Below are 13464 nucleotides of genomic sequence, written 5' to 3' on the forward strand. Positions count from 1 at the left end.
GGCCTACAAACCGATTCCGCACCCGTAGGCCGGATAAGGCGAAGCCGCCATCCGGCGAAATACCGACACCATATCCGCAAGCCAGATAAACAAAAGCGCCATCTGGCACAAATCCAGATGGCGCTCTAATGCGTTTGTGATGGGAAACGCGTTATTTCTGAGCGGCCAGCGCTTCTTTCACCCAGCCGTCAAACAGCTGCTGGTGCGCTTTGATCCAGCCATCAACGTGGCCCTGAACATCCGCTTCAGACGATTTGCCTTCATGCATCATGGCATTCTGCGCGTTGATATCCGCCAGCGGCAGTTTCATCACCGAGAACAGCTTCGCCGCCGCCGGGTTTTTCTCGGCCCAGGCTTTGTTGGCAACGATATGCATGGTGTTCACCGGGAAGCCATAGTTCATGCCGTTCGGCAGTTTGGTATCGATATCTTTCTGCTCGCCCGGCAGGGAAGAGAACGGCACCTGCAGCCAGACCACATCTTTACCTGGTTTCAGCACGTCGCTCACCCAGTACGGCGTCCAGGTGTAATACAGAATCGGTTTGCCTTCTTTGAAGCGAGTGATGGTGTCGGCCATCATTGCGGAATAGTTACCGTGGTTAACCGTTACCGTGTTTTCCAGACCGTACGCCTGGTGCTGGTGGTTAATTACCGCTTCACAGCCCCAGCCCGGTGAGCAACCCATCATGTCGGCTTTGCCGTCACCGTTGCCATCAAACAGTTTGGCGATTTTCGGGTCTTTTAACTGCTCAATATTGGTGATGTGGTACTTGTCGGCGGTTTTCTTGTCGATCAGGTAACCCTGCGCTGCGCCAGTCACGAAGGTGCCTTCGCGGTAGAATTTTTTCGCGCCGCCCGCGGCAGCATACATATCGTCGTGCAGCGGCTGCCAGTTCACGGCGGTGAAGGTGACATCACCCGCCGCCAGTGAGGTGTAACCGACGTTGTAATCCACTTCGTCGGGTTTATCGACGGTGTAGCCGAGCTTCTCCAGCGCGCGGCTGACCAGCAAAGTCTGGAAGGCTTCTTCCGCAATGGTGCTCTGGAAAGGTTTTACGGTGATGCCTTTGCCGGGCAAATCTGCATCTGCAGCAAATGTGCTGGTAGAGACAAGGGTGGCAAACGCTGTGGCAAAAAGTACGCTATGTCGCATCGTTGTTCCTTATTTTTCAGGTGGGACGCTGTTGCCCGGTACGGTGTGCACCGGGCAAGAGGTTTATTTTGCGAATGGGCGGGTCAGCAGACCCAGCGGGCCGGTTTGATACCAGCGACGATTACCGCGGCTACGGGAATCGCGACCGACAGCCTGTGTCAGGCGGTCGAGAATGATGGCGAGGATAACGATCCCCACGCCGCCGACGGTGGCAAGCCCCATATCGAGACGGCCAATTCCGCGCAGTACCATCTGGCCAAGCCCACCAACGGCGATCATCGAGGCGATCACTACCATGGAGAGGGCAAGCATCAACGTCTGGTTAATTCCCGCCATAATGGTCGGCATGGCCAGCGGTAACTGTACTTTGAACAACATCTGGCGCGGGCTGGCACCAAATGAGCGTGAAGCTTCAATCAAATCAGCCGGAACCTGGTTAATCCCGAGGATGGTCAGGCGCACGACCGGCGGCAGGGCGAAGATAATCGTCACCACCACACCCGGTACGTTGCCGATACCAAACAGCATCACAATCGGCACCAGGTAAACAAATGCCGGAGTGGTCTGCATCGCATCCAGCAGCGGGCGAATAATTTTCGCCGCCCGCTGGCTACGCGCCAGCCATATCCCCATCGGCAAGCCGATTACCACGCAGAACAGCAGTGCGGTCAGAACCAGCGCCAGCGTCACCATTGCCTGCGACCAGGCACCAATTGCGCCAATCGCAATCAACGACACCAGGGTTGCCACGCCCATCCCGGCGCTGCTCATCTGCCAGGCGATCAGGGAGAAAACAATAATCGCCACCGGCGATGGCATGCCCAGCAGCAACTGCTGGAAGCCGCTCAGAATATAATCCACCGGGACACGAATCCCCTGAAACACCGGGCGGAAGTGCATCACAACCCAGTCGATCGCCTGTGTCACCCAGCTATCAAGCGGGATCAGCGTCTTATGGAACGGATCCATAATATTGAAATGTTCTGGTGCCGGTGCGGGCGCGCTGTGCAGCCAGTCTGCGCCGCCGCCATCGGCTGGCGCGGCAGAACCGCCGCCGCCCCATGCATCAGCAGATTGTGCAGCGTTGTCCGTTGCCGGTGCGCTATCCCACGGATTATTTTGATCAGCCATTGTTTGCCCCCTCGCGATCTAAAGCCTGAAGCAGCATCCGTTTGGAAATGATGCCCACGTACTGTTGTTCTTCACCGACGACTGGCACCGCACAGGGCGCCTGTCCGACATGGGAGAGCAACTCGCTAAGCGGCGTTTCGGCGTCCACCGCGAGCGGGGAGTCAATTAACGCCGCATCGATACCCTGACTCTGGCCTAACGCCTCTTTCAGGGAGTCGATGGAGACAATGCCGACAAATTTATTGCCGCGTTCAATCACATAACCGTATTCACGGTCTTCATCCTGCAATAACTTCAGCGCAGAGCGCGGGCCAAAGCCCGGCGTTTTGCGGATCAAACCGACCGGCGTACGACGCGCAATATCTTTCGCGCTGAACACCTGGCTAATATCCACACCGCGGAAGAAGGTGCGCACATAATCATTGGCCGGATTATTCAAAATCTCATCCGGCGTACCCACCTGTACCACTTCGCCGTTTTGCATAATGGCGATGCGGTCGCCAATACGCATTGCTTCATCCAGATCGTGGGAAATAAACACGACGGTACGCTGGTGTTTCGCTTGCAGCTTCACCAATTCATCCTGCATTTCCGTACGAATTAAGGGATCGAGCGCCGAGAAGGCTTCATCCATTAATAAAATATCGGGATTGATGGCTAATGCACGGGCCAAACCTACACGTTGGCGCATACCGCCAGAGAGTTCATCGGGGTAGGCATGGGCATAATTTTCCAGGCCTACCTGGCGCAGCGCATCCAGCGCTTTTTCCTGGCGCGCTTGCGCCGGAATGCCCGCTAACTCCATACCAAACGCGGTATTATCCAATACCGTCAAATGGGGCATTAGCGCAAATGACTGGAAGACCATCGCAATCTTTTTCCTGCGCACCTCGCGCAACTCGGCGTCTGATATTTTGGCGATATCTACGCCGTCAATCAGCACCTGTCCGCGGGTGGGTTCAATCAGGCGATTGAGAAGGCGTACCATAGTGGATTTACCCGAGCCGGATAATCCCATGATGACAAATATCTCGCCTTCTTCAATGGCCAGACTGGCGTCTTTAACGCCAAGCGACAGACCCGTTTTTTCCAGTATTTCTTCTTTCGAAAGTCCTTTTTCAATATATTTGAAAGCTCGCTGCGGATGCTCACCAAATACTTTGTAGAGATTTTTAACTTCTAATTTAATTGCCATGCAATAATAGAGTTCCTGTTATTTATTATGTCGATATGCTACCCAATGAGAATAATTAACTGGCATTACCCTACCATACTGAGAATCTGAGACAACCCTCAATCGGCGGGCTTTGCAGAATTGACAGGTGCAGAATCGTCTCTATTTCCCATGAGATAAGGGCTGACGGCGGATGGTAAATTTTTCTTATCCATCGGGAAATCGCATCTGAATTGTGGTGGTTCAGATGGAAATGACATGGAAATTACAGTGTAGAACTGCTGAAGATATTATGTTGAGAATTTACGCAATATTAATAAATAACTAATGACCTTTTTTTGCTGCGGGCTATTTTAAATTAAATAATCGCGGGAATATTCCTCTCCCGAAACGGGAGAGGAGAGGGCGGTCAGAAGTTCCAGTCTTCGTCTTCGGTTTCGACGGCTTTACCCATCACATATGAAGAGCCAGAACCCGAGAAGAAGTCGTGGTTTTCATCGGCATTCGGCGACAGCGCGGACAGAATGGCCGGGTTCACTTCTGCCATTTCCGCCGGGAACAGCGCTTCGTAACCGAGGTTCATCATCGCTTTGTTGGCGTTGTAGCAGAGAAACGCTTTCACATCTTCCGCCCAGCCGCTGCCCGCGTACAAATCTTCGGTATAGCTCAGCTCGTTTTCGTAGAGATCCATCAGCAGATCCAGCGCGAAGTTTTTCAACTCTTCACGTTTTTCCGCACTGACTTTCTCCAGCCCTTTCTGATACTTATAACCAATGTAGTAACCGTGAACCGCTTCATCGCGAATGATCAGGCGAATCAAATCGGCGGTGTTGGTCAGCTTGCCACGGCTTGACCAGTACATCGGTAGCCAGAAACCGGAATAGAACAAAAACGACTCTAAAAAAACACTGGCGATTTTCTTTTTCAGCGGATCATCGGCGCGGTAATACTGCAAAACCAGCTGTGCTTTACGCTGCAACGCGCCGTTTTCTTCGCTCCAGGTATAAGCAGCATCAACATCTTTGCTTTGGCATAGCGTCGAAAAAATCGAACTGTACGAACGCGCGTGCACCGCTTCCATAAAGCTGACATTCGACAACACCGCTTCTTCGTGCGGCGTTAGCGAATCCGCCATTAATGCCGGTGCGCCAACGGTGTTCTGAATGGTGTCGAGCAGCGTCAGGCCAGTAAATACGCGAATGGTCAGTTGCTGCTCTGCCGGACTTAAGGTCTGCCAGGCGGGAATATCATTCGACAGCGGCACTTTTTCCGGCAACCAGAAGTTGCTGGTCAGCCGGTTCCACACTTCCAGATCTTTATCGTCCTGGATTTTGTTCCAGTTCACCGCGCTGACGCGTGATAGTTGGCTCATCCTTTTCTCCTTACAACGCGCAGGACACGCAGCCCTGAATCTCGGTGCCTTCCAGCGCAAGCTGGCGCAGGCGGATGTAATACAGCGACTTGATGCCTTTTTTCCATGCGTAAATTTGCGCTTTGTTGATGTCGCGGGTGGTCGCTGTGTCTTTAAAGAACAGCGTCAGCGACAAGCCCTGATCGACATGGCGCGTGGCTTCGGCATAGGTATCAATGATTTTCTCCGGCCCGATTTCATACGCATCTTCGTACAGCGCCAGGTTGTCATTGGTCATAAAGGGCGCCGGGTAATAAACGCGCCCGGTTTTGCCTTCCTTGCGAATTTCAATTTTCGAGACAATCGGGTGAATACTCGATGTCGCATGGTTGATATAGGAAATGGAGCCGGTCGGCGGAACCGCCTGCAAGTTCTGGTTATAGATGCCGTAACGCATCACATCTTCGCGCAGTTGTTGCCACATCGCGCGCGTCGGAATGGTGATGCCGGCACGTTCAAACAGCGTACGGACTTTCTCCGTTTTGGGTTGCCAGTCGCCTTCCAGGTACTGGTTGAAATACTCCCCGCTGGCGTAGCGCGACGCCGGGAAACCGGCGAATTGCTGCCCGCGCTCACGGGCGATCATCATCGAGGTATGCAGCGCATGCCAGGTGATGGTGTAGAAATAAAAATTGGTGAAATCCAACCCTTCCGGGCTGCCGTAAGCAATGCCTTCCCGCGCCAGATAACCGTGCAGGTTCATCTGACCAAGCCCAATGGCGTGCGACGCGGCATTGCCGGATTCCACCGACGGCACCGAACGAATATGGCTCATATCGGACACGGCGGTTAACCCGCGAATGGCGGTTTCCACCGTGCGGCCAAAATCGGGGGAATCCATGGTGTGGGCAATATTCAGCGAACCGAGGTTACAGGAGATATCGCGCCCGGTTTCGGCATAATCGAGGTTCTCATCGAAGGTCGAAGCGCTGTTAACCTGCAAAATCTCCGAGCACAGGTTGCTCATATTAATGCGCCCGGCAATCGGGTTCGCGCGGTTCACCGTATCTTCAAACATGATGTACGGATAACCGGATTCGAACTGAATTTCCGCCAGCGTCTGGAAGAAATCGCGGGCATTAATATAGGTTTTGCGTACACGGTCGTCGGCGAGCAGTTGATCGTACATTTCGCTAATCGCGACATCACCAAACGGTTTGCCGTACAGGCGCTCAACGTCGTACGGCGAGAACAGCGCCATTTGCGCATTCTCTTTCGCCAGACGGAAGGTCACATCCGGGATCACCACGCCGAGCGACAGGGTTTTGATACGGATTTTTTCGTCGGCGTTTTCGCGTTTGGTGTCGAGAAAACGCAGAATGTCCGGATGATGCGCATGCAGATACACCGCGCCCGCGCCCTGGCGAGCGCCGAGTTGGTTGGCGTAAGAGAACGCATCTTCCAGCATCTTCATCACAGGGATCACGCCGGAAGACTGGTTTTCAATGCGTTTGATCGGCGCACCGGCTTCGCGCAGGTTAGAGAGCAGAAAGGCCACGCCGCCGCCGCGTTTTGAAAGCTGTAACGCCGAGTTCACCGCGCGACCAATGGATTCCATATTGTCTTCAATGCGCAGCAGGAAGCAGGAAACCAGTTCGCCGCGCTGCTGTTTACCGCAATTGAGGAAAGTTGGTGTCGCAGGCTGGAAGCGGCCAGAGAGAATTTCATCGGTCAATTGTTGCGCCAGCGCTTTATCGCCCTGCGCCAGCGTCAACGCCACCATGCACGCGCGGTCTTCAAAATGCTCAAGATAGCGTTTGCCATCAAAGGTTTTCAGCGTGTAACTGGTGTAGAACTTCCAGGCACCAAGAAAGGTTTGGAAACGAAAACCGCTGGCGTGCGCCTGCGCAATCAGGTCGACCACGAAAGCGCGGTCGTAACGCGCCAGCACGCTTTCGTCGTAATAATTTTCCGCCACCAACCAGTTCAGCCGCTCGTCCTGGCTATTGAATGTCACGGTATTCGGGCGCACGTGGTGAGCCATAAAGGCGTCGACCGCCTCGTGGTCTTTATCAAACTGAATGCGGCCGTCTTTATCATAAAGATTCAGCATGGCATTCAGCGCATGGAAATCAGGCGTGGCTTGCATCACGCGCTCTGCGGTTGTCGTTGCCAAAATTCGCTCACTCCTTTACGCACATTGTCGATGTCCTGCTGGGTTCCCATTAGCTCAAAACGATACAGATACGGCACGCCGCATTTTTGCGACACCACATCGCCTGCGCGCCCATAGGCGTCGCCGAAGTTGCGGTTACCGGCGGCGATAACGCCGCGAATCAACGCGCGGTTTTGCGGATCGTTTAAAAAGCGAATCACCTGGCGCGGCACAGCGCCTGCCGTACCGCCGCCGCCATAACTGGGAACCACCAGAATATAAGGTTCGTCTACCTGAATACGTTCGCGCTCGTTAAGCGGAATGCGCACAGCGGGCAACCCGAGGCGCGTCATAAAGCGCTGCGTGTTTTCCGAGCTGCTGGAAAAGTAGACGAGATTGCTCATGCGCTGGCGACGCTGGGGGCAGTGTGCAGGCTGTTGATCATATCCGGGCGGAAACCGGACCATTTTGTTTCGCCGGCGACAACCACCGGTAACTGACGAAAGCCCATCGCGCGAAGCTCATCGGCAGCTTCTGGCACATGGTCAACGTTCACCATTTCGAATTCAAAACCACGGTTTTCCATTGCACGTTTGGTGGCGTGACATTGAACACAATCATTTCGAGTGTAAATGGTAATGCGCATAGTTCGTATTTCCGTTTAAAATGAAAGAACGGCGCGAGGTATCGCGTCAGTTAGTGTGTTGCTACTGGAAGAAATACTAGATGTAGTTATCAAAAGATGCAACCACACAATATATAGGAAAATAACATGAGCTATGCCCAGTTGATAAACAGAATGGGTAAGGGCGAATTGTCTAGATTTTATACAGGGATACGCGAGCGAGGGGCAAAGAAAAACCCCTGCACGTCGCGAAACGCGCAGGGGTTCAGAATTATTTTTGCCGGTTAACGGCGCAAACTGAGCAACGCGCCGAGGAACACCCCGACCGCAGCGGCAGCACCCACGCTGCACCAGGGTTTGTCTTTCACAAAGGTATCTGCACAGCCAACAGCATCGCGCGCGGCTTGCTGAACACGGTTACGCCCATGCATACGTGCGCGGGTCTCTTTCAGCAGCGCTTGCGCTTTACGACGTGCGCTATCAGCTTCATCTTTCGCATCGCTACCCCAGGATTTAAGCACTTCTTCCAGGCTATCGGCTAATTGGCTGACATCGTTATTGATATCCTGAACACCTTCATCTACATCACGGCGATTCGGTCTGTTAAACATAGGAGTCTCCCTTTTTTCGATGTGAATTTTAGTTTAGACCATAATTTTCAAGGCCAGACGGCGATCACCTCTTTCACGTCCGTTTGTGGAATTTTCTGAGTCAATGTCCATGCTCAGTACTGTAAGGTGGCGAAGCAGTAGAGAGATGACGAGGAAAATCTATGTACTTACGACCCGATGAAGTGGCACGTGTTCTGGAAAATGTAGGATTTACGATGGATGTGGCCACGCCGAAAACCTATGGTTATCGCCGCGGTGAAAATTATGTTTATGTTAATCGCGAAGCGCGGATGGGACGCACAGCGCTGATCATTCACCCTACGTTAAAAGAACGCAGTTCATCGCTTGCGGAACCTGCCTCGGACATCAAGATGTGCGATCACTATCAGAACTTTCCCCTCTATTTAGGGGGCCACGCGCAGGAGCATTACGGTATTCCGCACGGCTTCAGTTCACGCATGGCACTGGAAAGATTTTTGAGCGGATTATTTGGCGAACAGCACTAACACCCGCGCGCCATCAGGCTTTGGCCTGGTGGTAACTGCTCACCCGGAACAGGCGACGGCAGTAATCAAGGAAATAGCCGTAAACCGCCCCCATCATCATTGACAGCACGATATTCGAACTCACCGCCGCAACAATTTGGTGCCAGTCCGCACCCACCGTCCACAGAATCGCCACATAAACCGGTGACTGAAAGGTCACATAAGCCAGCACATCTGCCAGGTTTTTCATCCAGCCAGACGGGCTAATGCGGCGCGCATAACGCATAAACAGATCGCGATACAGCCCATAAGGCCAGGCAATAATAATGTTGACCGGGATAGCGACAAGGCGTGATGAAAGTGACTGTTCGAAGCTCATTCCGGAGAGGAATATTTCAATCAACATGTTCACTACCGAACAATAGACAACCATCGCAAAGGTGTCCGCAGCGGCGTGACGCAGGCGAGACTGCGAAGAGAACATGGGAGTGCTCCTTGATAAATAATAAAAGGCTAACGAACAGTATTTAGCGTTTTGAATCGGCTAGATTTATGCGAATAGATTATCCATCTGGTTTGAAACTCACAACTAGCGATAAATTTTTATTTTCTTTTCTTTGTTGGATAAAGTGCTCTGCGATTGGTTAAATCTTAACCCTTTCATTATTTTTGTTGGGGATTTAAATAAATGCTATTTATATCAAATGGTTAATCTGAATGAGAGAAAGCATACGACGCTAGCGATAAAGACAGCGGAGAGAATTTTAGTGTGCTGTGCTCCCGTTGTGCTTACAGAATAAGCAGCAGCATTTTTTATGCTGGGCAAGGCAACTTTGCAGGATTAAGTGCTGAGAAATGGGATGGGAATTTATGCGGTTTTATTGCATGAATATTTGAAGCGGTGAGAGAGTTCTCACCGCAGCCAATCAGCAAACGCCGAAATCGCCGTCTTCTTTATACAAAGAAACATCTTCCGCTTTGAGGGTGATTTTATCGGCCTGTTCGTCGTAGGCCGGCACGGCGACAATTTGATCTTCATGAACTTCGAGGACTTTCAATTTAGGGCCGCCAATGCGCGGCTGCACGATATCGCCAATTGCAAACATGCTTTTCTCCTTATTTGTAACGAGCTTGTAAATGTAAACATAGCCTGAACTCCGAAGTCGGTACAGCGTAAAAGAGGGTAAACAGGCTATGTGAGAGTGGCAGGTGCAGGCAAAGTGGCTAAGCTTTAAGAGATTGTGTCATTTTTTCAATCACCTGGAATTTACTTGCATAGGAGGCTATATGGGTTTCTGGCGTGTTGTTATTACGATTCTTCTTCCGCCATTGGGCGTATTGATTGGCAAAGGCTTCGGCTGGGCATTTATCATTAACATTTTGCTCACCTTGTTGGGCTACATCCCCGGTTTAATTCATGCCTTTTGGGTACAAACCCGCGATTAACCCCTTCAGGGCAGCCCTGTTTTAGAAGGACGATCCCACTCATCAAATCACCCGCGCGACGGCAATGTATCGCGCGGGTTGTCTCACCGTTAGAACGTTTCCCAGTTGCTGTCGCTCTTGCCCGATGTCGTTGCGGCGACCGGGCGCAGCGGTGCGGCGTGCGGTTTAGCCGCTTTGGCGCTCAGGGGGGCGCTGTGCCCGTTCACGCGAAATACGGCGACGGCCTGGCGCAGTTGCTCGGCTTGCTCTTCCAGCGCGGCAGACGCGGCGGCGGATTCCTGCACCAGCGAGGCGTTCTGTTGCGTCACGCTGTCCATCTGCGAAACCGCGAGGCTTACTTGCTCAATGCCTTTGCTCTGCTCATCAGAGGCGGACGCGATTTCCCCCATAATGTCCGTCACGCGGGTCACGGCGTTGACGATCTCTTTCATGGTATCGCCCGCTTCCGCCACCAGCGTCGAACCGGAGTTCACGCGGTTCACCGAGTTATCAATCAGCGTTTTGATCTCTTTCGCCGCCTGGGCGCTGCGGCTTGCCAGCGTGCGTACTTCACCGGCCACCACCGCAAAACCACGGCCCTGTTCACCGGCACGCGCGGCTTCAACCGCGGCGTTCAGCGCCAAAATATTGGTCTGGAAGGCAATGCCATCAATCACGCTCGTAATGTGGGCGATTTGCTGCGAACTATCAGAAATCTCACTCATCGTGCGCACCACATTGCTCACCACCTGGCCGCCGCGCGCGGCGGTGTCCGAGGCGTTTTTCGCCAGTTGCGATGCCTGACGCGCGTTGTCGGTGTTCTGTTTCACCGTGGCGGTCAATTGCTCCATGCTGGCAGCCGTCTCTTCCAAAGACGCAGCCTGCTGTTCGGTACGGGAAGAGAGATCGTTGTTGCCGGTGGAGATTTCGCTCGCGCCGGTGTAAATCGAGTCCGAGCTATTGCGCACGGCGCTGACGGTTTTCACCAGTGACGACTGCATCTCGTGCAGGCCCGCCGCCAGTTGGCTCATCTCGTTGCGGCCTTGCGCCGAAATCGACTGCGTGAGATCGCCCCCGGCGATCGCGTGAATATGGCTCATCACGCTATGCAGCGGTTTGAGCAACAGGTGTTGCAGGCCCAGCCAGATGATGACCATCACGGCGATAACCACCAGCAAAATGCTCCCCAGTGTCCACTGCATGCTGGTAAAGCTGCTCTGGTTTTGTTGCGCGGCGGCTTGCAGGAAGGTGTTGTTTTCCGCGCGCCATTTCGCGTAGCTGGCATCCATATCGTCCTGCGCTTGCTGCGCATCGAGGTTGCCATAGGCTTCGTAATTATTGGCACGCAGGAAGGCGATCGATTGCTGCAAAACGTCATGCATTTTGGTGACGTTCTGCGCCACTTCATCGGCTAAGGCGTTGTCCTGCCCGGTAACGTGCGGGGTGTTTTTGTAATTGTTGAAATAGCCTTCGGACTTGCCGAGGGAGTCGGTCGCGACGGTAAGCAGTTTTTCAATGCTGGCGAGAGACGCTGGATCGCGCTGGTTTTTCAAAAAGCGGATGGCGACACGGTTTACGGTGACGCGCGTTTTAATCAGCGTGTTTACGCTGTCGCCCAGGTTTTCTTGCTGTGCGTTCAGTACAACGGTGTTCTGAAAGTTCACTCTGTCGTTGTTGACCGCCGAGTAGAAAAGTCCCCCGGTGACCAGTTGAAGAAGACAAAATACCGAAAGCGCGATGATGATGCCGGTAATAACACGTATGTTTTTGAGCATGGCCATAGTCCGTGAGAGAGTCGGGATTGCTCAATTACTATCGACCTGGCCGCAATTAACTTTATGATCACTTTTTAAACACTTTATTCATGTTTAGAAAAGTGCCCGATGCCGCACACACCGGGAGAGGGAATTATTATTTTTTGCGCCGCGCAACCGCCAGCGCGATGCGAGGTTCCAGCAGTTTTGCCACGGCGGCAAAAACCGGTACGACCACCGAGTTGCCGAACTGGCGATAGGCCTGGGTGTCGGACACCGGAATGCGAAACGGTTTTTCACCCACTGTTTCAAACCCCATCAAACGCGCGCATTCGCGAGGCGTCAGGCGACGTGGGCGGCGCGCCTGGTTTTCCGCATCGCCGAAATCTGCTTCGCCCAGGGCTTTGTCCCAGCCGCGATCGATAAGGATCTCGGAACCGTCTTTGTGATAACGGGCGGAAAGGGTGCGCGCAACGCTCTCGGCGCGAGTGGGATCGACCAGCCCGAAACCAAAACCGTTGCCTTTGGCGGCATGCTTTTTCGCGTAGCGATAAAGGTAGTCCCACAGCTTGTGCGACAGCACATATTTGCTGTCAACGGTGGGTTCTAGCAACTCGCCAAACGCCGGGCGCTGTGTCGGGTAAAGGCGGTCGATATCGCGCAGGGTAAACCCGTCGGCGAGATCGAGATCGCGGCGAAAACCGACCAGCACAATGCGTTCGCGGTGCTGCGGTAAAAAGTGTTTCCCGTCGATGATTTTCGGATCGTCTTTGCCGGACGCATCGGCATCGGCCACGTCGTAACCCAGTTCATCCAGCGTATTCATGATCACACTGAAGGTTTTGCCTTTGTCGTGGCTTTTGAGGTTCTTAACGTTTTCCAGCACGAAAATCGCCGGACGACGGGCTTTGATAATGCGCGCCACATCGAAAAACAGCGTGCCCTGGGCTTCGCATTCAAAACCGTGGGCGCGACCCAGTGCATTCTTTTTACTGACCCCGGCGAGGCTAAACGGCTGGCAAGGAAAACCCGCCAGCAGCACATCGTGTTCGGGGATCTGTTCGGCGATATGCGCGTAAGCCTGCGCTTCAGAGATGCTCGGATTACCGCTCAGTGTCACTTCGCGGATATCCTGGTTAAAGGTGTGCGCGGCGCTATCGTTGTACCAGTTGGCTTTGTAGGTGCGCACCGCGTTTTTATTCCATTCGCTGGTAAACACACACTGCCCGCCAATCGCTTCAAACCCGCGGCGAATGCCGCCAATACCGGCGAAGAGATCGATAAAGCGAAAGCGATAATCAGGATGGTGCGCAGGCGGGGAGGGCAGAAGTCCGCGCAGTAGCGCTTCTTCGGCGGCGGTAAAGGTTCTTGCCGCGCCTTTGCCGTTCACCCAGCGGTTGAGCGATTCGCGGCTCCATTCGGATTTACCCGCTTTTTTTAACTGCTCCGCCACGTACTTTTGACCGTAGATTTCCAGTACCTGGTCCAGTAATGCCCGATCCTGCTGCTGCCGCTGGTCAGTCTCTGCCTCTGCCAGCAGATCCTGCGCGAGTGAATCAAATTCCGCCATGGCGTCTCCTTGGGTTTGCGCCCTGAAATA

The 13464-nt window shown here is 53.4% G+C and carries 14 protein-coding genes; 2 read left to right on the top strand and 12 right to left on the bottom strand.

The window, feature by feature from the left end; genetic code table 11:
• Positions 1 to 151 precede the first annotated feature (151 nt).
• The 8 genes from proX to AAEY27_RS05300 all read right to left on the bottom strand — a co-directional run bounded on the left by proX (position 152) and on the right by AAEY27_RS05300 (position 8200).
• Entirely contained in the window at positions 152 to 1153 is a 1002-nt protein-coding gene (proX, locus tag AAEY27_RS05265) for a glycine betaine/L-proline ABC transporter substrate-binding protein ProX (protein WP_342323856.1), read from the bottom strand.
• Positions 1154 to 1216: 63 nt separating this feature from the next.
• Positions 1217 to 2284 carry a glycine betaine/L-proline ABC transporter permease ProW gene (gene proW, locus AAEY27_RS05270; protein ID WP_342323857.1) on the bottom strand — a complete coding sequence of 356 codons (1068 nt, stop codon included), beginning with the start codon at positions 2282 to 2284 and terminating at the stop codon, positions 1217 to 1219.
• Entirely contained in the window at positions 2277 to 3479 is a 1203-nt protein-coding gene (proV, locus tag AAEY27_RS05275; protein ID WP_342323858.1) for a glycine betaine/L-proline ABC transporter ATP-binding protein ProV, read from the bottom strand. The genes proW and proV overlap by 8 nt, the downstream gene beginning before the upstream one ends.
• Positions 3480 to 3867: 388 nt before the next feature.
• Entirely contained in the window at positions 3868 to 4830 is a 963-nt protein-coding gene (gene nrdF / locus AAEY27_RS05280) for a class 1b ribonucleoside-diphosphate reductase subunit beta (RefSeq protein WP_342323859.1), read from the bottom strand.
• A gap of 10 nt (positions 4831 to 4840) precedes the next feature.
• Entirely contained in the window at positions 4841 to 6985 is a 2145-nt protein-coding gene (gene nrdE / locus AAEY27_RS05285; protein WP_342323860.1) for a class 1b ribonucleoside-diphosphate reductase subunit alpha, read from the bottom strand.
• Complete coding sequence (gene nrdI / locus AAEY27_RS05290; RefSeq protein ID WP_342323861.1) at positions 6958 to 7368, bottom strand: class Ib ribonucleoside-diphosphate reductase assembly flavoprotein NrdI; 411 nt, start codon at positions 7366 to 7368, stop codon at positions 6958 to 6960. Before nrdI ends, nrdE begins: the two co-directional genes overlap by 28 nt.
• On the bottom strand, positions 7365 to 7610 hold the full coding sequence (gene nrdH, locus AAEY27_RS05295) for a glutaredoxin-like protein NrdH (RefSeq protein WP_342323862.1): 246 nt from the start codon (positions 7608 to 7610) through the stop codon (positions 7365 to 7367). The genes nrdI and nrdH overlap by 4 nt, the downstream gene beginning before the upstream one ends.
• Before the next feature lie 263 nt (positions 7611 to 7873).
• Complete coding sequence (locus tag AAEY27_RS05300; protein ID WP_342323863.1) at positions 7874 to 8200, bottom strand: DUF883 domain-containing protein; 327 nt, start codon at positions 8198 to 8200, stop codon at positions 7874 to 7876.
• 161 nt (positions 8201 to 8361) lie between these two features.
• Between AAEY27_RS05300 and AAEY27_RS05305 the strand changes: the two genes are divergently transcribed.
• The gene (locus AAEY27_RS05305; RefSeq protein ID WP_342323864.1) at positions 8362 to 8706 is read left to right on the top strand and encodes a DUF2002 family protein; all 345 of its coding nucleotides are present in this window, start codon (positions 8362 to 8364) and stop codon (positions 8704 to 8706) included.
• 13 nt (positions 8707 to 8719) lie between these two features.
• Here AAEY27_RS05305 and alaE read toward each other — a convergent pair whose 3' ends face one another.
• Both alaE and AAEY27_RS05315 read right to left on the bottom strand, forming a co-directional pair.
• Positions 8720 to 9169, bottom strand: a complete 450-nt coding sequence (gene alaE, locus AAEY27_RS05310) for an L-alanine exporter AlaE (RefSeq protein ID WP_342323865.1) — start codon at positions 9167 to 9169, stop codon at positions 8720 to 8722.
• 442 nt (positions 9170 to 9611) lie between these two features.
• Positions 9612 to 9791 carry a hypothetical protein gene (locus AAEY27_RS05315; RefSeq protein ID WP_342323866.1) on the bottom strand — a complete coding sequence of 60 codons (180 nt, stop codon included), beginning with the start codon at positions 9789 to 9791 and terminating at the stop codon, positions 9612 to 9614.
• Between the two features lie 181 nt (positions 9792 to 9972).
• Here AAEY27_RS05315 and AAEY27_RS05320 point away from each other — a divergent pair, with 181 nt between their 5' ends.
• Positions 9973 to 10131 carry a YqaE/Pmp3 family membrane protein gene (locus AAEY27_RS05320; protein WP_342323867.1) on the top strand — a complete coding sequence of 53 codons (159 nt, stop codon included), beginning with the start codon at positions 9973 to 9975 and terminating at the stop codon, positions 10129 to 10131.
• Positions 10132 to 10220: 89 nt separating this feature from the next.
• On the opposite strand, the gene tcp is transcribed toward AAEY27_RS05320, so the two are convergent.
• Both tcp and AAEY27_RS05330 read right to left on the bottom strand, forming a co-directional pair.
• A complete protein-coding gene (gene tcp, locus AAEY27_RS05325; RefSeq protein ID WP_342323868.1) occupies positions 10221 to 11885 on the bottom strand; it encodes a methyl-accepting chemotaxis citrate transducer in 1665 nt (554 codons plus the stop codon).
• A 136-nt stretch (positions 11886 to 12021) separates the two neighbouring features.
• The gene (locus AAEY27_RS05330) at positions 12022 to 13434 is read right to left on the bottom strand and encodes a DNA cytosine methyltransferase (protein ID WP_342323869.1); all 1413 of its coding nucleotides are present in this window, start codon (positions 13432 to 13434) and stop codon (positions 12022 to 12024) included.
• Between the last annotated feature and the right edge of the window lie 30 nt (positions 13435 to 13464).

Source organism: Kosakonia sp. BYX6 (genome assembly GCF_038449125.1).
Lineage (GTDB): Bacteria > Pseudomonadota > Gammaproteobacteria > Enterobacterales > Enterobacteriaceae > Kosakonia > Kosakonia calanthes.